The sequence below is a fragment of the Methanothermobacter sp. genome (assembly GCF_049720995.1).
Classification (GTDB): Archaea; Methanobacteriota; Methanobacteria; order Methanobacteriales; family Methanothermobacteraceae; genus Methanothermobacter.
The window spans coordinates 14,176-39,619 of record NZ_JBNASF010000012.1; the positions used below are offsets into that span (position 1 = coordinate 14,176).

The 25,444-nt window shown below is 48.8% G+C and carries 27 protein-coding genes; 12 read left to right on the forward strand and 15 right to left on the reverse strand.

What is annotated here, in order from left to right:
• Positions 1 to 6: 6 nt before the first annotated feature.
• The 3 genes from ACPLJI_RS05070 to ACPLJI_RS05080 all read right to left on the reverse strand — a co-directional run bounded on the left by ACPLJI_RS05070 (position 7) and on the right by ACPLJI_RS05080 (position 3,156).
• The gene (locus ACPLJI_RS05070; RefSeq protein ID WP_424731543.1) at positions 7 to 1,512 is read right to left on the reverse strand and encodes an ATP-binding protein; all 1,506 of its coding nucleotides are present in this window, start codon (positions 1,510 to 1,512) and stop codon (positions 7 to 9) included.
• Positions 1,513 to 1,531: 19 nt separating this feature from the next.
• Positions 1,532 to 2,677, reverse strand: a complete 1,146-nt coding sequence (gene dnaG / locus ACPLJI_RS05075; protein WP_321210933.1) for a DNA primase DnaG — start codon at positions 2,675 to 2,677, stop codon at positions 1,532 to 1,534.
• A 62-nt stretch (positions 2,678 to 2,739) separates the two neighbouring features.
• On the reverse strand, positions 2,740 to 3,156 hold the full coding sequence (locus tag ACPLJI_RS05080) for a toprim domain-containing protein (protein ID WP_237779964.1): 417 nt from the start codon (positions 3,154 to 3,156) through the stop codon (positions 2,740 to 2,742).
• 153 nt (positions 3,157 to 3,309) lie between these two features.
• Here ACPLJI_RS05080 and ACPLJI_RS05085 point away from each other — a divergent pair, with 153 nt between their 5' ends.
• From ACPLJI_RS05085 to ACPLJI_RS05105, 5 genes are all read left to right on the forward strand, one after another.
• Positions 3,310 to 3,603: a DUF211 domain-containing protein gene (locus tag ACPLJI_RS05085; protein ID WP_013296094.1), complete on the forward strand. Its 294-nt coding sequence runs from the start codon at positions 3,310 to 3,312 to the stop codon at positions 3,601 to 3,603.
• Between the two features lie 4 nt (positions 3,604 to 3,607).
• Entirely contained in the window at positions 3,608 to 4,267 is a 660-nt protein-coding gene (locus ACPLJI_RS05090) for an RraA family protein (RefSeq protein WP_424731524.1), read from the forward strand.
• A gap of 9 nt (positions 4,268 to 4,276) precedes the next feature.
• Positions 4,277 to 5,332, forward strand: coding sequence for a UPF0104 family protein (locus tag ACPLJI_RS05095; RefSeq protein ID WP_424731523.1), 1,056 nt, complete (start codon positions 4,277 to 4,279; stop codon positions 5,330 to 5,332).
• 112 nt (positions 5,333 to 5,444) lie between these two features.
• Positions 5,445 to 5,723, forward strand: a complete 279-nt coding sequence (locus tag ACPLJI_RS05100; RefSeq protein ID WP_424731522.1) for a Gar1/Naf1 family protein — start codon at positions 5,445 to 5,447, stop codon at positions 5,721 to 5,723.
• Positions 5,720 to 6,652: a transcription initiation factor IIB gene (locus ACPLJI_RS05105; protein ID WP_147672016.1), complete on the forward strand. Its 933-nt coding sequence runs from the start codon at positions 5,720 to 5,722 to the stop codon at positions 6,650 to 6,652. The genes ACPLJI_RS05100 and ACPLJI_RS05105 overlap by 4 nt, the downstream gene beginning before the upstream one ends.
• 210 nt (positions 6,653 to 6,862) lie before the next feature.
• Here the strand turns inward: ACPLJI_RS05105 and ACPLJI_RS05110 are convergent, their stop codons facing one another.
• Both ACPLJI_RS05110 and ACPLJI_RS05115 read right to left on the reverse strand, forming a co-directional pair.
• A complete protein-coding gene (locus ACPLJI_RS05110; RefSeq protein WP_424731542.1) occupies positions 6,863 to 8,617 on the reverse strand; it encodes an MJ1255/VC2487 family glycosyltransferase in 1,755 nt (584 codons plus the stop codon).
• A gap of 13 nt (positions 8,618 to 8,630) precedes the next feature.
• Positions 8,631 to 9,614, reverse strand: coding sequence for a hypothetical protein (locus ACPLJI_RS05115; RefSeq protein WP_424731521.1), 984 nt, complete (start codon positions 9,612 to 9,614; stop codon positions 8,631 to 8,633).
• Between the two features lie 109 nt (positions 9,615 to 9,723).
• Between ACPLJI_RS05115 and ACPLJI_RS05120 the strand changes: the two genes are divergently transcribed.
• Both ACPLJI_RS05120 and ACPLJI_RS05125 read left to right on the forward strand, forming a co-directional pair.
• A complete protein-coding gene (locus tag ACPLJI_RS05120) occupies positions 9,724 to 10,494 on the forward strand; it encodes a sulfite exporter TauE/SafE family protein (protein ID WP_424731520.1) in 771 nt (256 codons plus the stop codon).
• A gap of 123 nt (positions 10,495 to 10,617) precedes the next feature.
• Positions 10,618 to 11,097, forward strand: a complete 480-nt coding sequence (locus tag ACPLJI_RS05125; RefSeq protein WP_424731519.1) for a DUF308 domain-containing protein — start codon at positions 10,618 to 10,620, stop codon at positions 11,095 to 11,097.
• 18 nt (positions 11,098 to 11,115) lie between these two features.
• On the opposite strand, the gene ACPLJI_RS05130 is transcribed toward ACPLJI_RS05125, so the two are convergent.
• Both ACPLJI_RS05130 and pyrH read right to left on the reverse strand, forming a co-directional pair.
• The gene (locus tag ACPLJI_RS05130) at positions 11,116 to 11,304 is read right to left on the reverse strand and encodes a DUF2116 family Zn-ribbon domain-containing protein (protein WP_013296085.1); all 189 of its coding nucleotides are present in this window, start codon (positions 11,302 to 11,304) and stop codon (positions 11,116 to 11,118) included.
• 37 nt (positions 11,305 to 11,341) lie between these two features.
• Positions 11,342 to 12,016: a UMP kinase gene (gene pyrH, locus ACPLJI_RS05135; protein ID WP_424731518.1), complete on the reverse strand. Its 675-nt coding sequence runs from the start codon at positions 12,014 to 12,016 to the stop codon at positions 11,342 to 11,344.
• A gap of 153 nt (positions 12,017 to 12,169) precedes the next feature.
• Between pyrH and prf1 the strand changes: the two genes are divergently transcribed.
• Positions 12,170 to 13,393, forward strand: coding sequence for a peptide chain release factor aRF-1 (gene prf1 / locus ACPLJI_RS05140; protein WP_424731517.1), 1,224 nt, complete (start codon positions 12,170 to 12,172; stop codon positions 13,391 to 13,393).
• Positions 13,394 to 13,397: 4 nt separating this feature from the next.
• Here prf1 and ACPLJI_RS05145 read toward each other — a convergent pair whose 3' ends face one another.
• The 8 genes from ACPLJI_RS05145 to ACPLJI_RS05180 form a co-directional block, all read right to left on the reverse strand.
• Positions 13,398 to 14,288: a UbiA family prenyltransferase gene (locus tag ACPLJI_RS05145; protein ID WP_424731516.1), complete on the reverse strand. Its 891-nt coding sequence runs from the start codon at positions 14,286 to 14,288 to the stop codon at positions 13,398 to 13,400.
• Positions 14,289 to 14,596: 308 nt separating this feature from the next.
• Positions 14,597 to 15,205: an orotate phosphoribosyltransferase-like protein gene (locus ACPLJI_RS05150; RefSeq protein ID WP_424731515.1), complete on the reverse strand. Its 609-nt coding sequence runs from the start codon at positions 15,203 to 15,205 to the stop codon at positions 14,597 to 14,599.
• 10 nt (positions 15,206 to 15,215) lie between these two features.
• Entirely contained in the window at positions 15,216 to 16,172 is a 957-nt protein-coding gene (locus ACPLJI_RS05155; protein WP_424731514.1) for a Gfo/Idh/MocA family oxidoreductase, read from the reverse strand.
• A complete protein-coding gene (gene hemC, locus ACPLJI_RS05160; RefSeq protein ID WP_424731513.1) occupies positions 16,169 to 17,038 on the reverse strand; it encodes a hydroxymethylbilane synthase in 870 nt (289 codons plus the stop codon). The genes ACPLJI_RS05155 and hemC overlap by 4 nt, the downstream gene beginning before the upstream one ends.
• Positions 17,039 to 17,160: 122 nt before the next feature.
• Positions 17,161 to 18,483: a coenzyme F430 synthase gene (gene cfbE / locus ACPLJI_RS05165; protein WP_424731512.1), complete on the reverse strand. Its 1,323-nt coding sequence runs from the start codon at positions 18,481 to 18,483 to the stop codon at positions 17,161 to 17,163.
• Positions 18,484 to 18,772: 289 nt separating this feature from the next.
• Entirely contained in the window at positions 18,773 to 19,624 is an 852-nt protein-coding gene (locus ACPLJI_RS05170) for an NAD(+) kinase (protein ID WP_424741158.1), read from the reverse strand.
• A complete protein-coding gene (locus ACPLJI_RS05175) occupies positions 19,621 to 20,466 on the reverse strand; it encodes a bifunctional fructose-bisphosphatase/inositol-phosphate phosphatase (protein WP_424730810.1) in 846 nt (281 codons plus the stop codon). The genes ACPLJI_RS05170 and ACPLJI_RS05175 overlap by 4 nt, the downstream gene beginning before the upstream one ends.
• An 18-nt stretch (positions 20,467 to 20,484) precedes the next feature.
• Positions 20,485 to 20,928: a pyruvoyl-dependent arginine decarboxylase gene (locus ACPLJI_RS05180; RefSeq protein ID WP_424730811.1), complete on the reverse strand. Its 444-nt coding sequence runs from the start codon at positions 20,926 to 20,928 to the stop codon at positions 20,485 to 20,487.
• 137 nt (positions 20,929 to 21,065) lie between these two features.
• Here ACPLJI_RS05180 and eif5A point away from each other — a divergent pair, with 137 nt between their 5' ends.
• From eif5A to ade, 4 genes are all read left to right on the forward strand, one after another.
• Positions 21,066 to 21,458, forward strand: coding sequence for a translation initiation factor IF-5A (gene eif5A / locus ACPLJI_RS05185; protein WP_424730812.1), 393 nt, complete (start codon positions 21,066 to 21,068; stop codon positions 21,456 to 21,458).
• Positions 21,459 to 21,509: 51 nt separating this feature from the next.
• The gene (speB, locus tag ACPLJI_RS05190) at positions 21,510 to 22,373 is read left to right on the forward strand and encodes an agmatinase (RefSeq protein WP_424730813.1); all 864 of its coding nucleotides are present in this window, start codon (positions 21,510 to 21,512) and stop codon (positions 22,371 to 22,373) included.
• 100 nt (positions 22,374 to 22,473) lie between these two features.
• Entirely contained in the window at positions 22,474 to 23,709 is a 1,236-nt protein-coding gene (locus ACPLJI_RS05195; protein ID WP_424730814.1) for a TIGR00300 family protein, read from the forward strand.
• Positions 23,710 to 25,323 carry an adenine deaminase gene (gene ade / locus ACPLJI_RS05200; protein ID WP_424730815.1) on the forward strand — a complete coding sequence of 538 codons (1,614 nt, stop codon included), beginning with the start codon at positions 23,710 to 23,712 and terminating at the stop codon, positions 25,321 to 25,323.
• The last annotated feature ends 121 nt before the right edge of the window (positions 25,324 to 25,444 follow it).

The following is a 25,444-nucleotide window of genomic DNA, read 5'->3' on the forward strand; positions in this document are numbered from 1 at the left end:
CTGAGTTCACATGTAGCTCCGGTCTATGTTCTCACTGTTATAACCCTGATGGGACATCCTCTGTGAACTTGAGAGGTCCTTCTCAAGAGCCTTCTCATAGCTCTTGTACCTCTTGAGGATCTGGTCCTCAATGGAAACAGCCTTCCTTATCGCAACCTCCATGTGCTTGGTCTCGATGTAGTCGCTACCATCCATCACGGCAAGGTCCCCGGCCATTCTCACAACACCACCCAGGTCCCTGAGGCGGAGTGTGAGGGCATCATCCACATCATCAACGGCCCTGGCCCTTCTCCTTGCCTCCTCAATAAGGAGTTCCACAGCGGCAGCCCGTGCATGGGGTATCTTTCCATCAAGTTCTATCTCCTGTGCAACGAACTGCGCGATTTTTGCCCTGTTCTCATCGGTATCCGGCATGGTGGTATTCAGGAGAAGCTCATAGCCCTCGCCCTGAACCCTTGAGCGAAGAGGTGGGAGTATGTACTGGAGATCCGCGATGTTACAGGCTCCCACAAATATGAAGTCACAGGGGACCTCATCAACCTTAACGGAACTCCCGGCGCTCTGGGGGTTCCTGCCAACTATGGGAAATGTCTTATCCTGCATGGCAGTGAATATGAACCTCTGAAGACCGGCTATATGGACTATCTCGTCTATGAAGAGCACACCCTCATGGGCCTCGTGGATTGCCCCGGGAACCACACGTTCATAGGGCTGGGAACCCAGGTCAGGGTGTCCCCCATAGGGGTCATGGCGGACATCACCCAGGAGTTCGGTTTCACTCGCCCCTGTGGCCTGAATGAAGGTTTTTCTCTCAAGGGGGACTATGACATTTCTGGGTTTCTCTTCAACCATCTGTCTCCTCTTTTCAAGGGCTCTCTGATCAAGGACCTTGATGCTGTCTCCGCCAACCCTCTCGTATATCACAACCTCCTCAACACCATCCATGATCCTGGTGGTTGTGACCCTCTTCTGGGGAACGCTGAGGCTCCCTGAACTCATCTCGAACATTCCAAGGAGGTCTCCGATGTGCTTCCTCCTTGCCTTAATATGGGAAAACTTATCACCGCCACATTTTGGGCAGATGCTGTTGTAGGCGCTGCTGTACTCGCCGCAGTGTATGCACTTGAAGCCCAGGCGTTCCGCAACAGCCTCAGGGACACTATGGGGGTCTATGAGTTCCCCCTCAGCCCTTTCAATCTCAAGGATTTCATCCTCTATTTCCTTCCGGTTTTTAACCTCAACGAATGGTCTTTCAGGCCTTTCAGGGTTATGGACTACTGTTATTTCCTCTGATGGTTCAGGGAGGTGAAATGATATTGCCTGGGCAAGCAGGGACTTTCCTATACCTGGCGGCCCCACGAGAAGGAGGTGCCGCCTCTGCTTTGCAGCTATCTTTATCATGGGCATGACGTCCTCATGCCCTATGACCCTCTCAAGGGGGTCTTCAGGTATCTTAACGTCTTCTGTTGTGTTTATATCCTTCAGGTACTCACGGTTCATGTCGACATACATTTTTATGCCTTCCATGGGTTCAGGTGTGGCCTGTTATGAGTTTGAGGTTGTGGGGTTTCTTGACAATGTCCCCGCTTCTCACAGCCACAAGGTATCTGAGCCCCTTTTCAAAGGAAAGGTCCACGAGGCGCTGTGTTATCACACCATCAAAGACCACAGCGTAGGGGTGATTGTTGGCGCGACTTAGTTCATCGTAGAGGTTCTCCACCTTGACCTCCTTCAGTATGTTGAGGGCGTCATCGAGTATCTCGGCATTTCCTGTCCCCTCAAGTTCCTTCAGGATATTCCGGAGGAGCACCATCTTGTCCTCTGATTTCTTCTTCTCCTTCTGCATCCCCAGGTCATGGTAGAACTGCTCAACAGGCACCTTGTTTCTGAGGGCCATCATGATCTCATCCTTCTCAAGGTCCTCCACCTCCTTGCCCTTGGGTGCCCTTGTGACGTAGTCTATATCCCCCACCTGGAGGAGCTCCTTGAGGATCAGTTCCCCGCCCCTGTCACCATCGACAAAGGCTGTGACCGTTTTCTTCTTTGTGAGCTCTGCAACGGTTTTTGGCACACTGACCCCTTCAACTGCGATGGCGTTCTTTATACCGTACTTGAGGAGGTTGAGGACGTCGGATCTTCCCTCCACAACAAGTATGGCGTCTGAGGTCTCAACGTTGGGTCCTGCTGGAAGCTTTTCATCACCATACTCTGTGATTTCATGGACCCTCATGGCCTCCTTGACCTCTTCGATCATTCTGAGGCTTTCAGGGGTCACTTCCTCCATCATGCTGGCGTATATCTCCTTGGCCCTCTCAACTACCCTTTTACGTTTAACCGCACGGACGTCCTCAACCTTTGTGACCTGTATGTAGGCCTCACATGGTCCGACACGGTTTATTGTTTCAAGGGAAGCTGCAAGTATGGCGGTTTCAACACGGTCAAGGCTTGATGGGATGATTATCTCCCCCTTTGATTTACCACCCCTTGATGTGATGTTGACCTTGATCCTGCCGATTCTACCTGTCTTCTGGAGTTCCCTGAGATCCAGGTCATTGCTGAGAAGACCTTCAGTCTGTCCGAATATTGCCCCAACAACGTCAGGTTTCTCAACGATTCCGTTAGCATTAATTTGAGCGTGAATGAGGTATTTGGTTGTACTTATTTCTTCTTTTCCCATGTAAACCCTCCTTTGAGGAATGAACTGGTTATCAAATTGAAAAAATATGATGATAACAGTTTTCAGATATTATCAAGGGGGTACGGGCATACCTCCAGCTTCAGCCTTTCGATGTATGAAGGAAGGCTCTGTATGTCCTTGATGTATCTTCTGGTCATCCCCATGAGTCTTCGCCGTATTCTGAGGTCTGGATTCGCTCCAAGGCTCTGTATATCAGTGTACAATCTTTTTGCAAGTTCACTGCCCTTACGGTCAAAATCTGTAAGTATGATAACCCTCGAGGCACTGGCTGCCCTGAGGGCGATTTCAGAAAGTCCCATCATGGATCCTGAAACCTTTATGAAGGGTCCCTCGACACCCAGTTCCCGGAGGGCCTCCTCGTCCTTCCGGCCCTCGATGAGAATGGGTACTCCAAGTTCTCCCTGGTATTTAAGTTCATTTATTTCATGTGTTATCTGCTGAAGCTTTATAAGAGACATATTGAGCCCTTTCAGTAGCTTGATAATATCTATATTTTATATGGAGATACTGATATATAAAATAATCACAGATGTCCCTTGCTGGAATGGGACTATATTTAAATATCCTTTCTATCATAATAGCATATCATTTTAAAGAATCATGGAGGAAAGATGGTGGCTAAGGGCCTTATAAGAATTGTTCTGGATATACTCAAACCCCACGAACCCATAATACCTGAATATGCCAAGTACCTGAGTGAACTCAGGGGCGTTGAGGGTGTTAACATAACCCTCATGGAGATCGATAAGGAGACAGAGAACATCAAGGTCACGATTCAGGGAAACGACCTTGATTTTGATGAGATAACAAGGGCCATTGAGAGTTATGGGGGTTCCATTCACAGCGTTGACGAAGTTGTAGCTGGAAAAACCATGGTGGAAGAGGTTACAACTCCCCAGGATTGATTATATGGCTATAAAAGGCATAAAGCCCATTGAACGCCTGAGAAGTTTCCGCAGCCCGCGGGATCCCCTGAGGCTTCTTTCTGACATATCGGCCCCCCAGGTTTCAGATGCACTTAAGGCTGTGGCTGGTATGGATGGGGTTATACCATCCATAAAGCCCGTTAACAATCTGAGGCTCTGCGGATGGGCTGTGACTGCAAGCACATCCAGCCGTGACTGGGGGACCTCGGTGATGGCCATAGACGCCGCAGGTAAAGGTGATGTTGTTTTCATAGGGACTGATGGAGATGATATGGCTGTCTGGGGAGAGCTCACATCAAAAACAGCCATGGCTAAGGGTATAGCAGGTGCTGTGATCTACGGATCCTGCAGGGATAGGGATGCACTTCTTCAACTTGAATTTCCGGTATTCTCCAGGGATTATGTCCCCTGTGCAGGGGAACCGCTGGCAGAGGGCAAGCTCAACCTGAACCTTGAGTGCGATGGTGTCAGAGTTGAGAGTGGAGACCTCATATTTGGAGATGAATCTGGAGTGGTTGTGGTTCCCGCTGAACTTGTGCCTGACGTTGTTCGTATGGCAATGGAGATCAGAAAGAAGGAATCATCCATCAAGGAGAAACTTGCAGAGGGTTTCACCCTTTCTGAGATTCTTGGATTGAAGTAGTGTGTTTCCATGGGAGAGAAGGAAGTTTTTGCTTACATCGGGGAGAATAAGCGCACCATAATTCTCTCCTTCATTGCTGTTGCTATTCTCATATTACTCATAGGATTATTTGCAGGCTTTGAGGATATTCTGAGGGCCCTTGAGAGGACCAGCCCCTATTTTCTTGCACTGAACTTTCTCTTGGAGTCACTTATACTGGTGCTGTGGACGGTGAGATGGCGGCTTATACTTAATCTGGTTGATGATGCTCCCTCATTTTCCAGGCTCCTGATGCTTCTTTTTGCAAGCATCTTCGGTAACAACATAACACCGGGGGCCGCCGGTGGCGAGCCACTGAGGGCATACCTCCTGCGGGAGGTTGAGGGGACACCATTTGAGATAGGTTTTGCATCGTCAACGGCAGACAGGGTTTTTGAGTTCATACCCTTTGCGGCTATATCCATTCTCTCCGCGATCCTTATAATGACCTGGAGCATATCCATCTGGACAAGGGTTATTGTGAGTGTTCTGATCTTTTTCACAATCGCATTTTTTTCAGCTGCAATCTATGCTGGAATGAACCGTGATATTGCCCAGAGGCTTGCGCTCTCGATTGTGAGAAGAGTTGTGGAGTGGTTTTCAAGGTTCAGGAAGGGGGATGTCAGTTTCTCCAGAATACATGAGAGGGTCATATTCTATATAAACAGGTTCAGTGAGGGCTTTTCAACAGCGATAACTGATAAGAGGGTCTTTATGGCGGGCATTTTTGTTTCACTTGGAATGTGGGCCCTCGATGTTTGCCGCATCTATATTTGCTTCCTGGCAGTTGGGGTTTCACCACCTGCAGTGCCCCTTATAATCATATACACCGTGGGGATCCTGATATCACTTTTACCACTTCTACCGGGATCCCTTGGACTGAGGGAGGGTATACTTGTGGGTCTATTTGCTGTTGCAGGGATAGGGGCTGATTATGTCATGGCTGCCAGCGTGATTGATAGAATCGCAAGTTACTTTGCACCCACAATTATAGGTTTTCTTTCGGCACTGTACTACGGGAGATACATAATGGCTGCCGGGGATTGACTCAGAAAACCATGCACATCCCTGTACATCAAACACTGTTTTAATATAAAATTATCGAAACATTTATATACTAGTAAGTGAAGAATACACTATATAAAATTTTCGGTGAATTATGAAGAGTTTAGGGAATATTTCACATGTCTCCAGCAAGGGAAGAATCATAGTACGTTCCACAAGGACACCGCAGCTTGGAGCACCCGTTTTTACTTCTGAAGGGAAAATGGTAGGAAAAGTGCACGACATCTTCGGTCCAACACGAAATCCATACATATCAGTAAAACCAGTTCGTGCAATAAAACCTGAAAAATTTGAGAACCGAGCTGGAGAGACTTTATACGTGGGTATAAAGAATGTGAAAAAATGGGGGCGAAGGAAACGAAGGAGAAAATGAGGTCTGATGTTTCTGAAATAGAGAAGGAAACAAAATGTCCTGAGTGCGGCTCCGAGGATCTCAGGGGCGACTACGAAAGGGCTGAAATAGTGTGTGGAAAGTGCGGTCTTGTCATAGACGATAACCTGGTTGACATGGGTCCAGAATGGAGGGCCTTCGACCATGAACAGCGTGACAAGAGGACGAGGGTGGGGGCACCCATAACCTACACCATACACGACAAGGGTCTATCAACCATGATAGACTGGAGAAATAAGGACATATACGGAAGGGACATCCCTGCAAGGAACAGGGCCCAGTGGTACCGCCTCAGGAAATGGCAGAGGAAGATAAGGATCTCAGGGGCCACAGAGAGAAACCTGGCATTTGCACTGAGCGAACTCGACCGGGACTCCTCAAGGCTGGGATTACCGAGAAGCGTCAGGGAAGCAGCATCAATGGTCTACAGGAGAGCCGTTGAGAACAAACTCATCAGGGGAAGAAGCATTGAAGGGGTGGTTGCAGCGTCACTATACGCAGCATGCAGAAGCTGCAACGTCCCAAGGACACTTGATGAGATTGCAGAGGTCTCAAGGGTCAGCAAGAAGGAGGTTGGAAGAACCTACAGGTTCTTAACAAGGGAACTAAACATAAAGCTGCCGCCAACATCCCCTGTTGACTACGTGCCAAGGTTCGCAAGTGAACTGGGACTCTCAGGTGAGGTCCAGTCCAAGGCCATTGAGATCATAGAGATGGCAATGGAGAATGGACTCACATCGGGTAGGGGTCCCACAGGTGTTGCAGCAGCAGCCCTGTACATCGCATCGGTCCTCCTCGGGGAGCGCAAGACCCAGAGGGACGTTGCAGAGGTTGCAGGTGTAACCGAGGTGACAATAAGGAACAGGTACAAGGAGCTCACAGAACAGCTCGATCTTGGTGTAACGCTCTAGTTACACCAGGAACAATTTTTAATGAGTTTTTTATCAGGATATTTCTTTGACTGTTAAATGGGGTCAATTCAGAATAGATTGTACTGTTCTTTATATTCTGCATAGATGATGGGTTTTAGGGGGGAAACCATATGCTCTTTTTCAGTTTACAGTCCTCAAAAATCTGAAAAATAAGGAAAACCCCTAAAACTCCGGGAACGGCTCTGCATGTTAGCATCCCCGTGAACATTCATCTATTGCCCTCTTAAGGGCATCTATTATCTCATTGTTACCCCCATCATAGTCCTCAAGGTTCCGTCTGTAGACGTCAAGTCGCCCAAGGAACCCCTCAAGGCTCTCCCTTTCTGTCTCCTCATGGAATTCCCCGTAACCCAGCTTCTCAAGGTATACCGCATTGAGTATCTGTTCGAACTGTCCCTTAACAGGGACACTGTATACTGGCTTTCTGAGGTAGAGGGCCTCACTTATCAGGGTGAAGCCACCGTTGGTTATAACCGCAGCCGCAGACTCAAAGTCCCTGAAGAACAGGTCCTCATTGAATCTCCTGAAGGTAAGGTTTCCGTCCACTTCATCCCTGTCAAAGCCGTATACTATGAAGTTCCTGTCTATACTCTTCAGTATCTCAATGAGCTTTTTGTTTGACCTGCTCGTCTGATAGACCAGCACATGGTCCCCATAGTAGGGATCAAGATTCATTATCTCCTCCCTCAGGACAGGAGGATACATGGATACCTTCTTGGGGTTCTTAACCTCAGGGAAGAAGTAACTGGTTATTAGATATCGTCTGGGTCTTACAATGAATGACCTCACAACAGCCGCGGCTTTGATTTTGTCCCTCCTGAATTTTTCAGGATACTCTATCCTGCACTGGGTTATGACGTGCATGTTGTCTATGCTTATTAGGGGTATCCTGAGCATATTGCTTATCACACTTGCATAGAACTCAAAGTCAGACACAACCACATCCGGCCTGAAATCTTTCGCTATCCTGTAGAGGAGCTTAAGATTTTCCTTGAGGTCCCTTGGGAATGTTTTCATGGCCTTTACGAATGTTTTCATGTCATTTACACTGTTATCCTCATAGACAGTGTTGAAGCCGTATATCTCATGGACATTATCGAATTTGCTGCTGAGGTACCTGTAGGCACGGTCACTTGCAAATATAAGGACCTCATGGTCCTCTGTGAGCTTGTCCAGGATAACCCCGCTCCTTATGGCGTGTCCCATCCCCTCACCGCAGACAGAGTAAAGCACCCTCTTCTTCCGGGAGTGCCCGAATTCATATTTGAGGTCACTGGCACTCACCTTCTTTCCCATGAAGTCATATAATGTGCTCTTTGTGTACTTGAATGCCAGGTTTCTGAGGCCCTCCTTTTCAAGCCTCCTTATGGATACCAGAACCCTTGGTTTCCTCAGAACCCTGAATCTTCTTATCTTACCTATGCGCTCAATGTAGTCTGTATCCTCTCCGAAGTCAAGGGACTCATCGAAACCCCCGACCCTTTCATGGAGTTCCTTACGGGTCAGTATTCCGTAGCAGCCTGCCCCATGGGGTTTAATGGATTCAACAAGTATCATGAATCTGTTTGCGAATTCATGGAGTATCTTGTCACGCCTTCTGGTTGAGAGGGGTATCATCTGGGTTATGGCGATTCCCAGGTTTTCTGATTCGAATTCCTCCACAGCATCCCTGAGGTACCCGTCGGTGAGAACAAGGTCAGCATCCAGAAAGAGGAGGAGTTCTCCCCTGGCGACCTCAGCACCCCTGTTTCTTCCGGCTGCGGGCATTCCACCCTCAACCACCCTGTAGCCGTACTCCTCCGCAATTTTCCTTGTATTATCCTCAGAGTCTGCATCTGCCACTATAACCTCATAGTCTGTGAAGTCCTGTTTCCTTATGCTTTCAAGCAGCGCAGGCAGATATTCCTCCTCATTGTAGGTCGGTATGATTATGCTGAGTTTCATCATTTATCCTCCTTCAGAAGAATGAAAAGAAGTTCCATGTCATGAAGAACCCGCTGCATCTGCCGTCAAGGCGGCGGGTTAACCTGTCAAGGAGCACCATCTCGTTCTGTTCCGGTGAAAGTTTCAGTATCAGCCTATCATCTTTTCTCTCCTCTGAGAGAACATGGAGCCCCTCGGTGCTGGGGGCGCCATATGGCTCAAGGATGGTGACCTCATAGTAGCCGGGCACTGATCCCAGGATTCCAAGGAGCACCCTCAGAACAACGAGTGAGGCTATTATGAGGGCCGGGATTTTAAGGTTTCCCGGACTGAAGGGAACCCTGAGGGCGCTCATACCTATAATCCCGGACAGCCCGACAAGTGCGGGGGTTGAGAAGATCCCCCCGTCTATTATACCTATTATTGTGGATGCTGTGGCGAATATGACTATCGCCACATGGAAATCCCTTCTGTCACCTGTTGAGAGAAGCCCGAGGATGTATATCAGTGTGATGGAGGTGATCGTGACCGGGAGGAGGAATGGAATGTGACCTGCCAGTGATGAACCGGTGTGGATGCCCGATGAGGCAGGCACTACAAGCCCGGTTAGGGGGCTGAGGCTTGCCTTGAATACATGGGAGTGGGTCAGACTGGTTGAGGCAGCCGGATTCATTGATATGAAGGTCGTGAATGGTGATACGCCCATTTCAATGCGAAGTGCCACCTCAACTGCAAGACCCGTGAGGTAGGTTACAAGTGCTATTAAAGCTGAAATGTAAAGGTAGGTGTTCTTATCGATGCCTTCAGGGCAGAAAATTCCACCCTCCCTGAAGAGGGGTGCAAGGAGGAACATGGTCCCCATTATGGTGAAGAATATCACATCCTTGCCCTCTGAGGAGCCCATGAGGAATACGTGTGTTAGGGGTGTTATAATGGGGTCAAGGGTGTCTGTCGTGAAGAGTGTGATTGCCAGTGCAATGAAGATTATGCCGGCTGCCATGAACCTGTCTGATCTCAAAGTTATTCACCCAGAAGAAATTAATTTAATTAGCAGGGTGAGATATGGATCTTGTAACTTATAAATTAATCGCGGTAATGGTTGATGATTGAACACCTCAGGTTATAACATGGATCCGGTATTCTATATCCCAGTACTACTTCTCACGGGCATCGTGGCCGGACTTGCAACAGGCCTCCTGGGTGTTGGCGGAGGCTTCATAATAGCCCCCGTACTCTTCTTTTTAATGGAGTCCTCAGGCACACCACCGGATATTGCAATAAGGACAGCCTTTGCAACCAGCCTTGCAGTTATCCTGCCAGCTGCCCTCACAGGGGCTTACTCACATTACAGGAGGGGATGTGTTGATGCAGGCAGGGCCATCCCCATGGGGGCCCTCGGTGCCTGCGGTAGCATCCTGGGGGTTTTGACTGCCACGTCATCACCTGCAGGGATCCTCAGGATGGTATTTGGATTGCTCCTGATCCTTGTTTCACTGCAGCTCCTCCTATCATCCAGGATTTCACCATCCCATGGGAGGAAGAATGCCGCCATTCCACTGGGGTTCCTTGCGGGTTTCCTTTCAGGTCTCCTTGGCATCGGCGGCGGGGTTGTCCTTGTACCCCTCCTCGTGCTGGTTGGAGGTTTTGATGTGCTTGAAGCCGTAGGGACCTCCTCGGTTGTGATTGCGATGACCGCAGCATCAGGCACAGTCTCATATCTCATGAGCGGACCGGGGGGCCAGTTTTCAGTGGGATATGTTAATCTGGTTCAGTTCATGGCCATTGCATTAATGAGTGTCCCGTCCTCACGTCTTGGTGTCATGGCAGCCCACAGGGTTGATGTGAGGTACATAAGGTACTCTTCATGGCCCTGCTCCTTGTCACTGGCTTCAGGATGATCCTTTAGATACATGGTCCGGTTCACTGTCACGGGCTTCAGGGTGATTTTCCAGGTTGATTTACAGCTGAAATTTCATAAAATATATAAAATCAGTTGAACATAATAACAGACCGGTGAGATGATGCTGAAAAAATGGATGGGTCTCCTCTCGGTTATTCTAGGTATTGTATTTCTTGTATCTCCGATCTCAGGTGTAACAGCTATAAGCATACTCACGGGTCTTGTGCTATCGGGTCTTGGTGTTTGGATGCTTGCAAATGCCATCATGGCCAGGAGGTACATGGAGGTGGGGATACTCTGGATGATATTTGCAGTTATAGCCCTTGCAGCTGGTCTCATGCTGGTCTTCAGGGTCTTCCTCATAAATCAACTTGCTGGTGCCTGGCTTTACGTTACAGGCATCCTCCTGCTTGTTGCCGGAATACTGATACTTTCAGCCGGCTCCCAGAGTTACCTGAAAAGAAATGCTGGCATAATAAGCGCCATCCTGGGGGTCATATACATCCTTATGGGTGCGCTGTCATTCAACCCGGTCTTTGTGGGGGTCGCCGTTGGTATTATACTTGTTGTTTATGGGGTGGCGGTGCTGAGGTCACCCTGAGCCACCCTAAAAAATCACCTACCTTTTTATGGAGAGCACAACCCACACCACAATGAAAAGCGCGAATACCAGGTAGAAGATTGTCCTTGTTCTCCTCACCCTCTGCTGATTCTTTGATAGGATCTCCTGGCACCTCTCTGAACAGGTCACCTCATCCATGGGTATGGGGGTGCTGCATACAGGACAGTGCTTGTGCGGTTCAACCATTCTCTTCACCTCCATTGATGAATTTAAACTTTCACATTTATTCAGGGATAACAGTGGTTCCTATTCCACCATCGATTGCCCTCAGAAGGTTCTCGGGGTCACGGCCACTGGCTATGATGGTCCTTATCCCTGACCTCCTTATCATCTTAAGGGCGGTATGGTCAAAGAACTCGTAGGTGCCGGCCTTCACATCAGATTCGCTGAGGTGCTCCAGCATCTCACTGGCGCTGATCTCAGGGTAGAACCTCGCATCCGGGTACTTCTGGGGGTCCCTGTCATAGAAACCGTCAACCGATGTGAGGTTTATCATGAGGTCAGCCCCAACGGTTTCGGCCAGTATTGCCCCAACAGCGTCGGTACTGTGGGCAGGCTCCGTACCACCCATCACAACTATTCTGCCTGATGCTGCAAATCTGACGGCCTCCCTGAAGTTTTCAGGTACAGATGGGTATGCACTTTCACCCAGGGCTGTTATGAGAATCCTGGCATTCAACCTTGTGACATCGATTCCTATATCATCGCACTGGGCTTCCCCAGCCCCCAGTTTTCGTGCAACCCCTATGTAATCACGGGCGGGTCTGCCCCCACCCACAACCACAAACAGTTCATGTTCATTCCTCAGCGAATTCAGAATATCGGCGTATGCCCTGAACATTTCATGTGTGAATTCACGTATAAGGATTGATCCTCCAATGGTAATAACAATTCTCATAACGATCCACCGCGAAAATTAGTTGACTCTTCCTTTCCAGTTATGACTGAATCCACTTATATCTTTTCTCCAGGCATCCAGTAAACTTTATAATTACCCCACCCCATATACAGTTACAGTTTATTTTATCATTTTCATGAGGAGTGATTCATAGTGAGTGAACCATCATCAAAGGAACTTTTTGAATTCAAGAGAACCCTCCAGGAACTATCAGATAAGAGGGGAAGGGGGACAGAGCTTGTATCGGTATACATACCCCCCGACAGACAGATCAGTGACGTTGCAAAGCATATGAGGGAGGAACTGAGCCAGAGCGCCAACATCAAGAGCAAGCAGACCAGGAAGAATGTGCAGTCAGCAATTGAGGTTATAATGCAGAGGCTGAAGCTTTTCCCCAGACCACCAGAGAAGGGTCTTGTGATGTTCGTGGGGATGGTGCCACGGGGAGGACCCGGTACAGAGAAGATGGAAACCTACGTCTTCGAGCCACCTGAACCCATAAAGACCTACATATACCACTGCAACTCAGAGTTCTATCTTGAACCACTGAGGGAGATGCTTGAGGAGAAGGAGACCTACGGGCTGGCTGTACTTGACAGGAAGGAGGCGACCATTGCAACCCTCCGGGGTAAGCGGATAGACATCCTTAAGACCCTCACAAGTGGCGTGCCAGGTAAGCACAAGGCAGGTGGTCAGTCCCAGAGGAGGTTTGACCGTCTCATAGACCTCGCAGCTCACGAGTTCCTCAAGAGGATAGGGGAGCACATGAACGAGGCCTTCCTGCAGATTGAGGACCTCAAGGGCATCATCCTCGGGGGCCCAGGACACACAAAGGAGGAGTTCCTAAACGGTGACTACCTTCACCATGAACTCAAGAAGAAGGTCATAACCACGGTGGACACATCATACACAGGGGAATTCGGTATCAGGGAGGTTATCGACAAGTCCATGGACGTCCTGAGTGAAATTGATGTGATGAGGGAGAAGAAACTCGTCCAGCGCTTCCTGAGGGAACTCATAAATGAGGATGGCCTGGCATCCTATGGTGAAAGGGAGGTCCGCCAGCACCTCCAGATGGGCGCAGTTGAGGTTCTACTGCTCTCAGAGGACCTCAAATACCAGAGGGGAACCTATGAGTGCGCTTCATGCGGTCACAGCATGGAGAGGACAGGGAAGGATCTGCCAGACACCGAAACCTGTCCATCATGTAACGATCAGATGAGGCTCTCAGACAGGAGGGACATGATCGATGACCTGGTTGAGATGGCCGAGGAGGTTGGAACCGAGGTTGAGATCATATCAACAGAGACAGAGGAGGGTATGCAGCTCCTGAGGGCCTTTGGGGGTATAGGGGCGATACTGAGGTACCGCCCCTGAGCATTCAGGGGTTTAACTGAAAGGGCACATTAAATGATCCCAGGATAAGTATCAGGTGAAGGGGACCCTCCAGGTCTGCAGTGAGTGTGGCTCTTTTTATATCCATCTTCCCTTTCAGGTGCAGGTAAAGGCCAGTGTAGATGGCAAGGATCACTGCAGCAGCACCGGTTCCAGGTACAAGTCCAAGGAGGATACCTGCACACAGAACAACCGCGCCTGAGGCGTTTATAACCTGAAGGATAACTGAACTTCCCTTTTCACCGTAGACTGCAGGAAGTGTTCTGAGTCCCTGCAGTCTGTCTGATTCAGCATCCTTGTAGTCACTGAATGCAGTGTTCACGTATACTTTAAGGAAGATGAAGGTGAACACCACCAGGTGCGATTCTGTGAGGGTACAGGGAGCTGTCGGTAGAACGGTCCACGAACTCCATATGAGGCCCAGGTAGATGTTTTTAAAGCCGGTGATCCTTCTGGTGAGGCCCTTGAAGAAACCCGTGTAGAGGATCCCCGCTGTCAGAAGAACCACGGTGAGAGCTGTCATGAAGGGATCCCTGCATATGCCAAGCAACGCGATAAGTGTGGCTGCACAGGATGAGATAATCCATTTACCCCACCGCTCGCTGAAATGGGATCTCTGGGGGTCTGTGAGGGAATCCACTTTGGAGTCTGCAAGATAGTCGTAGGCGTACACCGTGAGGGGGAGCATGAAGGATATCACCACGGTTATGGGCCTGCACGGTCTTTCAAGAAGGGCGGAGGATGCCAGAAGGAGTGATGGTCCCCAGAGCGCTGGAAGAATTCCACCATAGACGAAGAGGTCTTTCAGGGATGAAAAAAATTCCCTTAAAATTTTGACATTTTTCAGAAAACCGGTTTCATATGCATGGCCTAACATAGTATTAACTATGTTTAAATGAAATCTTATCGATATCTGCAGGTTTTATCTGAAAAATTAGATTGAATTGTGGCAATCTTTTAATCAATCATCTGATTATGCCTTTAAGTGCGGGGATAGCACCGAATCTATTTAAAAAATTGAGTTAGGGGCTGGAGAAAACATTTAAACTGGATGGGATGCTGAGGTTTAACCATTTAAAAGGTTAGATGCGGCATAAAGCCGGAAAAAAGGTTTTAGATAAATTTCAGGCTTTAAAGAATGAAGAAAGTCTTCAGGGATGTTGGGGTTTGGGATAAATTGAGTTATCAGCCAAGTCTGCTGACCCTTATGAGTGACTCAACTGGCACACCATCAACCTCTGAGATCCCCTTCTTATCTATGAGGACGGTGACCGCCAGGGGTTTGGCTCCCTGCTCCCTGAGGACCCTTACAACCTCACCTATGGTCCTCCCGCTGGTTATCACGTCATCAACAACCACAACCCTCTTGTCCTTCACCTTTGCAAAGTTGCTGCTAATGGCGCCCTCTGCTCCCTCGTCCTTCCTGTGTTTCACAGGGTGGAAGACGGCAAGGGATGTTTCAAGCCCGGTTTCAGCCCCCATAACATCGGCCATGAGGGTGGCGAATGGTATGCCGCTTATGGCTATACCGAGCACAACATCTGCAACACCGTACTTGAGTGCCATGTCTGCCATTGCAGCCGAAACATACCTCATACGGGATGAACTGCCGCCTAGGCTTTCCCAGTTGATGGCAAAATCCACAGGAGCCTCCTTGGGGGAAACTGAACTGGCGGTCTGAAGCGTCAGCCACCTGGCAGTATCCTTTGACACGTTCAGTTCATCTGCAATTTCCCCTGTTGTAAAACCCCTTTTTCTCAGTTCCCGGGCCTTCTTTATAAGTTCATTTTCCATTACAAGCACCTCAAATATCACCGTTAAGTTTCACGGGCCTGTGTTCCCTTGAAGATTTCATGGCTGCAAGCACAGTTCTAAGTGCGTATATACCGTCCTCACCGGTTATCTCAGGCTCCTCATCGTTGATAACCGATGAGAGGAATGATTTGATTTCATTCCTGAGGGGTTCCTCATGTTTGATCTGGATGTCCTGGGCGAATTTGCCGTACACATCCAGTTTCTGATCGATATAGTCAACGTTTATTATGCCATCTGTCCCTGTGATGGCCAGTTTCCTCCTCTTGTAGGGTGTGAGCCAGTTAACCTCAAGTATCCCTGTGATTCCGCTTCTGAATTTTGTCATTATCTCTGCATGGTCCTCATACTCGCATTTCTCTAGTATGCTGCCCATGACCGCGTATACCTCTGCCACGGGTTCACTGAAGAGGTAGTGCATGACATCAAGGTCATGTATCGCAAGGTCAATGGTAACACCAACGTCCTTTATCCTTGGGGGAAATGGGCCGACCCTCTTTGCAGATGCAGAAACCACGTCCCCTATCACATCATTTTCAATTAACTCCTTCGCCTTCTGAACAGCAGGGTTGAACCTTTCAACATGTCCTGTCCCCAGCTTCAGACCCTTCCTTCGGGCTGTTTTCACCATTTCCCTTGCCTCTTCAAGTGTGAATGCAATGGGCTTTTCCACAAGAACGTGTTTATCGTGTTCAAGGGCGTCCATGACCACACGGTAATGGTGGGTGGTTGGTACGCAGACACTTACCACCTCTATCTCCGGTATCTCAAGGAGGTTCTCGTAGTCCACATACCCGACAGCATCGTACTTGTTGGCAACCTTCTGGAGTGTTCCCTTCATGATGTCGGATACAGCCATAAGATTCGCATTTTTAAGCCTGTAGTAAACCCTGGCATGGTTGTAACCCATGGCTCCAACGCCGATTACACCCACATTTATCTTTCTCAAATATAATCCTCCATTTCTTTGGCAGCTTTTTTACCAATGTCCTCTGCTTTATCAACGGATCCCTTAACATTAACTCTTTTGAGTATCTCACCATCTCTTGTTAGAAGAACAGCGTAGAGATTGATCTCTCCACCGGAGGCCCTTGCTATAACGCCAAGCGGGCACTGGCACCCGGCACCCAGTTCCCTTAGGAGGGTCTTCTCGGCTGTGACCTCCTGCTGGGATGGGTAATGGGTTATTTTCTCAATTGAACCCCTCAATTCACTGTCCCTTCTTGTTATAACAGCCAGAGCCCCCTGCCCGGCGGCTGGCGTGAAGTATTCCAGTGTGAATCTTTTTTTAATGTAATTTTCGAGTCCGAGACGCTTTAAACCCGCCTCGGCCATTATGGTTGCATGGACCTCTCCTTCCATCACCTTTCTTATCCTGGTATCTATATTTCCTCTTAGGGGCTCCATCTTAAAATTTTTTTGGTGATGATTGCAGAATGCTTCCCTCCGGAGACTGCTGGTTCCAAGTTTAGCACCGGAGGGGAGCTCATCCCAGTCAAAACGGGATACAAGAACCTCATTGGGGGATTCCCTCAGGGGTACTGCTGCAATCACAAGTTCAGGGTCAAGGTCACTGGGGACGTCCTTGAGGCTGTGAACCGCAAGGTCAACCTCCTCCTCCAGGACCGCATTGTCAAGTTCCCTTGTGAAGAGGCCCCTTGAGTCCATACTGTAAAGCTGGGAATCCTTTATCCTGTCACCCTTCGTCTTTATGATCCTCCTTTCGATTCTCTCACCGCAGATTTCGCTGAGCATATCAATGACGTGGTCTGTCTGTACCAGTGCCAGGCGACTCCCCCTTGTTCCAGCTATCAATGAATCATCTCCAGTAAACGTTAATCACTTGAAAAATTTATGGCATCCTATTTATAAGTTTTTAAAAGGTCACGGTTATTAAAAAAACCCGATTTCTGACTACATACGCTGGAGGTTACTCATCATCTTCTCGAGAGGTCACGATACTCTGACCTGTAAATCAGGATCACCGTCTCATGTTCAAGGGCAGCCCCCAGCGCATCATCCGGGGATTTGAAGTAGGGGCCATTATTTTGGGTTTTCCTCATTATACTGTATCCGAGTTCATCTGTGAATATGGGGTTGAGGTGAGTGTATTCTCTGAGAATTTCAGAGAGCCTGTCCTCATCTATATCCTCACATGTAACCCCGTATCTTCCACCTATGATTACGGCAGGGTCGGGGAGGTCCTCTGCCATTTTCAGTGTGTACTCCACAGCCTTCACATTCAGACCAGGGTTCACCTCCTCTATTATGCAGGTACCATCCAGTCTTCTGATTGATGTGCGGCCGGGTATCCCCCGGAAGCCATTAACACCCCTCTGGATGTCCTTCACATCAAGGTTAAGTGTGAGAGCTGCACTGATTGCGGCAAGGACGTTTGATAGATGGTGCTCTGCAGGTGCAAATGTTTCAATTCCAAATTCTGTATTGATATGGTCACCATCAATTGTTTTAAGGTCCTCCACTATGATGCTGGCCACTGTGGACTCAAGGCCGTAACTAACGTCGGTGGCGTGGACACTGGCACCAGAATCAACCGAGAATGTGTTTGTCTTATCCCCAAAACTCCGGTAGTATCTTTTGAATGCCTGAAGCTCGCAGCAGACCATTCTGCTCCTGAATATCTGCCTCTTGGCGGAACTGGCCCTTGATGTGCCTCTCCTTATGCTGTAGTCCTCGGCTATATTGGTCAGCACACCCACATCTGCGAGTCCCGTACCACCAAGGGAGACCTCGAAGATGGCTGAACCATAATCACGGTCACCTGCAAGCTGCACGGTTTCAATCATACTGGCGGGGGTTATGCTTATATCCCTCCTGAGTAGTTCAGAACCCGCATAGGAGCCGCGGCTACTGAGGACAAGGGGATTCAGGTTCTCCATGATCTTTCTGAGTATCCATACCGTGCTGGTCTTACCCTTGACCCCTGTAACCTCAACCACAGGTATCCCACGTGCTTCCTTCCAGGGGTCCAGCAGAAGGCCGGTTATTTCGTGGTGGGTTATATCTGCTTTAACCGGGCAGTGAACAGGCGCTATTATGGTTGAATCGGCGAGGGGACCATCAACCTCCAGGATACCCATTTCAAGGAGCATTTCATGGTCAGAGCCCTTCAGAGTCCCGTATATGTCCCATGCAAGGACATCGTCCGATATTTTTCTCAGTTCACGGGCAATTGTAACTCCACCATGTGTGAGGTCAACAACAAGCGGTTTTGTTATGGTTTTGAGGTTTTTGGTCATCTGTGTACCTTTTTTGGGTTTTGTGGTGGTTTTGAGGTTTTTGGTCATCTGTGTACCTTTTTTGGGTTTTGTGGTGGTTTTGAGGTTTTTGGTCATTATAATCTTGGTCCAGTTAAACGGCTTTGGTTAACCATTGAGATCACAGGAGATTTTTTTAAATCAGATTCAATCATTTATGGAATCTATACCAAAACTACCTCTGGGTTTTTTCCGGTTCTGAATCAGATTCAATCATTTATGGAATCTATACCAAAACTACCTCTGGGTTTTTTCCGGTTCTGAATCAGATTCAATCATTCATGGAATCTATACCCCCCTCTATGAGCTTCTCACGCACCTTCCTGTAGAAGTCCTTACTGAGCCTTACAAAGTGGGCGCAGTGATCTGACTTTTTGAATACAACCTCCTCCATGTGGTTGATCTCCTCCTCGTACTGCCCATCAATCACCGCGATGGCCTTCTTACCCTTCCTCAAAAGATTAACCCTGATTACACTTTTATTGGAGACAACCAGTGGTCTGGCGCTAAGTTTGAAGGGGCATATTGGGACTATAAGGAATGCCTCCACGCGGGGATCCACTATAGGACCCCCAGCGGACATGGAATATGCTGTTGAACCGCTGGGTGTTGCTATGATTATACCATCCGCCCTGAGCTCCTCAACAACCTCATCGTCAACTGATATCTCTATGTGGAGCATCTTGGCGGGCTTCCTTGTCATCATAACAACCTCATTGAGGGCTGATGGAAGTTCACCGTTATGGTATACGCTGAGGAGGGTTCTCCTCTCAACAGCATAGTTGCCAGTGAGAACATCCTCCAGGGCCGAGAAGACATTTTCAGGGTCGACCTCCGTCAGGAACCCGACTGTGCCCATGTTTATTCCAAGTATCGGTATCTCCTTACCCTCTATGAGGCTCTGGGTCCGGAGTATTGTCCCATCCCCTCCAATGGTGAGTATCATGTCGACTTCCATGTCCCTGATGTCCTTTCCGTATTCACGGAGTGCAGGGAGATCCTCTGTGATCTTGAGGTCAACGCTCAGTTCAACGCCCCTGTTCAGAAGGAATGAGGCCACCTTACCTGCAAGTTCAACGGCTTCGGGCACATCAAAGCGGGCTATTATACCTATACGCATTATATGACCTCCAGGGTCTGCATTATCTTTCTGTGGAGTTCCATGTTTCCTGCCGCGATAAGTGAGGTCCTTGCCTTGACATTCAGGAGACCGTCTATTGATTCACCCCTCTCATTTGTCACCACACCACCGGCCTCCTCCACGATCAGCTTGGATGCGGCAATATCAACTATCCTCAGATTCTCCCGGAGGTCCATGAAGGCGTCATAGGATCCGCTTGCAACGTACGCAAGTTCAAGGGCCACAGAGCCAAGAATGCGCATGCGGCGGATCACCCTGCAGATGCTATCAACCCTTCTGAATCTCGTACCGTAGATGAATGCACCCAGTGAGGTCCTATCCAGGGAACTCTGGCTTGATGCACTGATTTTTTTATCATTCAGGAATGCGCCCTGATCCCTTATTGCCCAGTAAAGGTCGCCTGTTGCAAAGTTCTTCACGAAACCCATAAGGACATTGTTGAGGGAGGGCAGGTCACCTCCAGGGATATATTCTGCAACAGCCACTGAGATACCGTAGAATGGTATGTTCCTTATTGCGTTGCTTGTACCATCAAGGGGGTCCACAACGAAGATTATTCTGGGTTCATCCGGGGGCTCCTGGTTTATGTGGAGAATACCGATCTCCTCACTTATTATCGTGACGGGCCGATCTGTGTTCTCAAGCACACCTATGGCCTCATCCTCTGCCACAAGGTCTATGAGTTTTGTGGGTGTTCCATCAGCCCCCATTTTGATTATCTCCCCGGCATCAGGAGTTCCTACAAGGGGAGCAACAGCCTTTTCAACCTGCTCGGCCATTTTAACTGCGATACTCTTCCAGTAGTAGATGTCTGATTCTTCCATTCAACCCCCTTCCTGACTTCAGTCAAGGTATATGAGCGCTGATACAGCAGCCCCACAGTCTTCAACAACATGGTTTGTTTCTTCTACTATTAATTCATTTATTTCAAGTCCCCTCACAGACATCATGTATCTGACCATTGAGATGGCCTCTTCCCTCACATCCTCGGGTTTCCTGTTAACCCCAGAGTTCTCAACGACACATCCAAACTCATCTGAAGTTGCAGCTGCTATGGCAGCTGATATGAGGTCACCGGGGGTATCTGATATTTTATATGAGAGCACACAGTTCACCATGGATCCGGGTTCAAGGGGTGGAAGTTCAACTATCTCCGCGCCCCTCGGGAGTATGCTTGAAACCTTTATGAGGTTCACATCACCGATTCCAGCTTCAAGGAGGGCATTGTCAAAGGCGTTGAGTCTGGTGGGTCCTTCAGAGCTACCTGATGTTATAGCAACCTTCATTTCAATCACTTCTTATCAGATTCAATTACAACCACATAATTCGGGGTACTGATTCCTATAAAGCTTTTATATATGTGCACCAGATTAATAGATATAGATCTGTCTCATATCACTCATTCTAACAGGAGGTAAGATTAATGTCAAAGAAAGTGGTTGAAGTTAAGACACTTAAGGTTGGAAAGTACGTGATCATTGATGGTGAGGCATCAAAGATTACAAATATCTCAACGTCATCTCCGGGCAAGCATGGATCAGCGAAGGCCCGTGTTGAGGCTGTTGGGATCTTTGACAACCAGAAGAGAAGCTTTGTAAAGCCTGTTGACTCAAAGGTTGACATACCCATAATCGACAAGAGGACAGCCCAGGTCCTTGCCATAATGGGAGGAGACGTCCAGCTGATGGACCTTGAAACCTATGAGACCTTTGAAACACCCATACCTGATGAACTGAGCGATCAGCTGGTTGAGGGTGTTGAGGTGGAGTACATAGAGGCCCTCGGCCAGAGGAAACTCATGAGGATCAAGGGATAACCCCAAAAAACTCCTTTTTTCCAGTCTGATAAAATCAGGTTTTTGATCTGAATGCTTTTACATACAGAAGACCCCCTAAAATTTGCTTTTTCAACAACGGACCCTGAGAGGATATCTGAACTTTCATTTGGAATACTGGGTGTGCCCTTTGATTCCACAACCACCTATGTTCCCGGGACACGTTTCGGCCCCCTGGCTGTTAGGGAGGCATCCTACAGCTTTGAATCCTATAACCTCAGGTTTTCAGGGAAGCCCGGTGTTAAATGCTTCGACTTCGGTGACGTGGACGTGGTGCCGGGTAGTTTCCAGAGAACCGCAGAGTTCATAGGTGACTCCATCGGTGGGGTTCTGGATCTGGACCTCAAACCCATCACCCTGGGTGGTGAACACACTGTGACACTCCCTGTGGTCGAGGAACTCACATCCCGCGACAGGGCTCCCCTGGTTATCCACCTCGATGCTCACATGGATATGGCGGATCGCTATGCGGGCGAGAGGTACTCCCATGCAACCGTCATGAGGCGTGTTCATGAACTCGGGGCGGATGTCATACAGATTGGGGTTCGCTCAGCATCAGCCGAGGAGGCCGAATTTGTAATGGAGAACGATATAAGATGCATAATGGCCCATGAGGTAATGCAGAACCCTGAGACTGTAGCTGAAGCCCTACGGGGTATCAGGGGCCCTGTATACATCTCGGTTGACATGGATGTACTTGACCCGGCATATGCACCATCCGTTGGTAACCCCACACCCTGCGGTCTCACGCCATGGGTTCTCGAGGACATGGCTGAGGTTCTCTCCCGGAAGGATGTGATTGGTTTTGATGTGGTGGAGGTGTCATCAACCGGCTTTGGGGATCAGACATCTGTGAATGCGGCCAAGATCATCTATGACCTTCTGACACTTTTATAATTCCTTAAAACATCTGAAAGCCCTGGTTCCCTTTCTGATCCAGCAGATTTTATATACTTTGTTGGCCAACCATTTAATTATCAATCCCGGTGGTGTTTATATGAATACTCGAGAGGTGGAACTCAGGGGTCACATAATTGACAGTCTCATACTCCCCAGGGCCCTTGATATAATAATGGATATGGGCGGGGATTTCCAGATACTTGAAATTGAAATAGGAAAGAGAAAATCTGATCCAAGCCATGCAAGGATACTTGTGGAGGCGGATACACCATCACTCCTCAACCAGATCCTGGATGAACTGAGCGAGATAGGGGCATCCATAGCAGAGATAAGTGAGGTTGAGCTGAAAAGGGCCCCGATGGACAGGGTTCTCCCTGATGACTTCTACTCCACAACCAACCATCAGACCTTCATTTACCATGGAGGCGAATGGCTGGAGGTTGAGGGGATAGAGATGGACTGCATGATCGTCGTTGACCCTGAAACAAAAACTGCCCGGTGCAAACCAATCAGGGATATAAGGGAGGGTGACCTGGTGGTTGTTGGAAGAGAGGGCATAAAGGTGGTGCCGCCTGAGAGACCCAGGGGAAAGCAGGGAGTATTTGAATTCATGGGCAGCGATGTTTCAAGTGAAAAACCCCTTGTGACCACCATAAAGAAGATAGCCTCTGAGATAACCGATATCAAAAGGAGAGGGGGTAAGATAGGCCTTGTTGGCGGCCCGGCGATTGTGCACACGGGTTCGGCACCGGTGATTGCAGAGATGATACGGCGGGGTTTTATAGATGTGCTCTTTGCAGGTAATGCCCTCGCCACACATGATATAGAGTCAGCCCTGTACGGCACCTCACTTGGGGTTAACCTTGAGAGGGGTGAGGCCGTAAGCAGGGGTCACAGGCACCATATCAACGCAATAAACCAGATAAACCGTGCAGGTTCAATAAGGGATGCAGTGGAGAAGGGGGTCCTCAGGTCGGGGATAATGTATGAGTGCATAAAGAATAATGTGCCATTTGTCCTTGCAGGTTCAATAAGGGACGACGGACCACTTCCCGACGTCATAACCGATGTCATGGAGGCCCAGAATGAGATGAGGAAGTACGTGCAGGACCTTGATATGGTCATAATGATAGCCACCATGCTCCACTCAATAGCCACCGGCAACATACTCCCATCACGTGTTAAGACGATATGTGTTGATATAAACCCGGCAACCGTAACGAAGCTCTCTGACAGGGGCAGTTCACAGGCTGTGAGCGTGGTTACAGATGTTGGTGCGTTCATCCCGATACTCCTCCATGAACTCAAAAAGATGAACAACCTGGAGTATTAGATGATAAGGGGAAACATCCTCAACGTCTTCACAGGGGACATATACCCTGCTGAGGTTGAAGTTTCCGGTGGCGTGATAACAGGTGTCCGGAGGGTGAAGGGGAACTTCACGGATGTAATCCTCCCGGGGTTTGTGGATGCCCATGTCCACATCGAAAGCTCAATGCTCACCCCATCATCATTTGCAGCTGCGGCAGTCCCCCACGGTACCACCGCTGCTGTTTCTGATCCACACGAGATAGCCAATGTTATGGGTGTTGACGGTGTTGAGTTCATGCTGGAGGATGCGTCACACACGCCCCTAAAATTTTACTTCACGGCACCATCCTGCGTACCTGCAACACCCTTTGAGACATCAGGTGCAGAGCTCTCGGCCAGGGAGATAGAGGATCTCCTTTCAAGGGAATCTGTGGTCGCACTGGGTGAAATGATGAACTTCCCTGGTGTGATATCCGGTGATTTGGATGTAATGGAGAAGATATATGCTGCAAGGAAACTCAACAAGCCGGTGGACGGCCACGCCCCCCTCCTATCAGGTGATGAACTGTGTAAATACATAGGGGCCGGTATATCCACAGAACACGAATGCGTGAGCCCTGATGAGGCCCTTGAGAAGAGGGAACTTGGAATGAAGATAATGGCCCGTGAGGGTTCCAGTGCAAGGAACCTCAGGGACCTTGCAGCCGTCGACTGTGACTTCCTGGTATCAGATGATATCCACCCAGCAGACCTCCTGGAGGGACACATGGACAGGATACTCCGGAGGGCTGTTGAATACGGTGTTGACCCTGTTAAAGCCGTTCAGATGGTCACCGTGAACCCTGCAGATCACTACAACCTCGACACAGGGGCCATAGCACCTGGAAGGGCAGCAGACATGGTGGTTGTTGATAACCTCAGGGACTTCAATGTTAGGAGTGTCTACATTGATGGAAGGCTCGTTGCAGAGAATGGAAGGTATCTGGGGGCCCCCAGAACCAGCCGCAGGAGGATGAACCGCCTTCATATCGTTGATTTCACTGCAGAGGATCTTGAGGTGATATCAGAGGGGGATGAGGTCACTGTGAGGATCATCCAGGTATTCGATGGCCAGATAGTGACCGGGGAGCTGCAGAAAAGACTTGAGGTGAATGATGGCCGTGTAACCCCTGACCCATCAATGGATGTACTTAAGGTATCTGTTATAGATCGTTATGGTAAGGGGAACATCTCCAATGGATTCGTTCATGGCTTTGGACTTAAGGAGGGGGCCATTGCATCAACGGTGGCCCATGACTCACACAATGTCATCGCAGTGGGTCTTGATTCAGGGCTCATGAAAAGGGCAGTCGATATCCTCAAAAAAACAGGCGGGGGCCTTGTGGCTGTTTCAGATGATGATCAGAGGATCCTTGAACTCCCGGTTGCAGGTTTAATGTCAGATGGGGATGCAGGAAAGGTGGCATCCATGATGGAGGACCTCAACGATTTTGTGGGTGATCTTGGCTGCACTCTCAGTGCCCCATTCATGACGATGTCTTTCCTCTCACTTCTGGTTATCCCTGAATTGAAAATAGGTGATAGAGGACTTTTCAGTGTGGATGAATTTCAGTTCGTAGACGTGATTGTCGGGTGATGATGGGTTTTTCTGGATTTATTCAGGTTTATGATGACTTAGATCCATTCAGGTTCCCTTATTATCCTGATGTGTTCCAGTTGATGGTCACTTAAAACCCTTCGACTCAAGTTCCCTTATT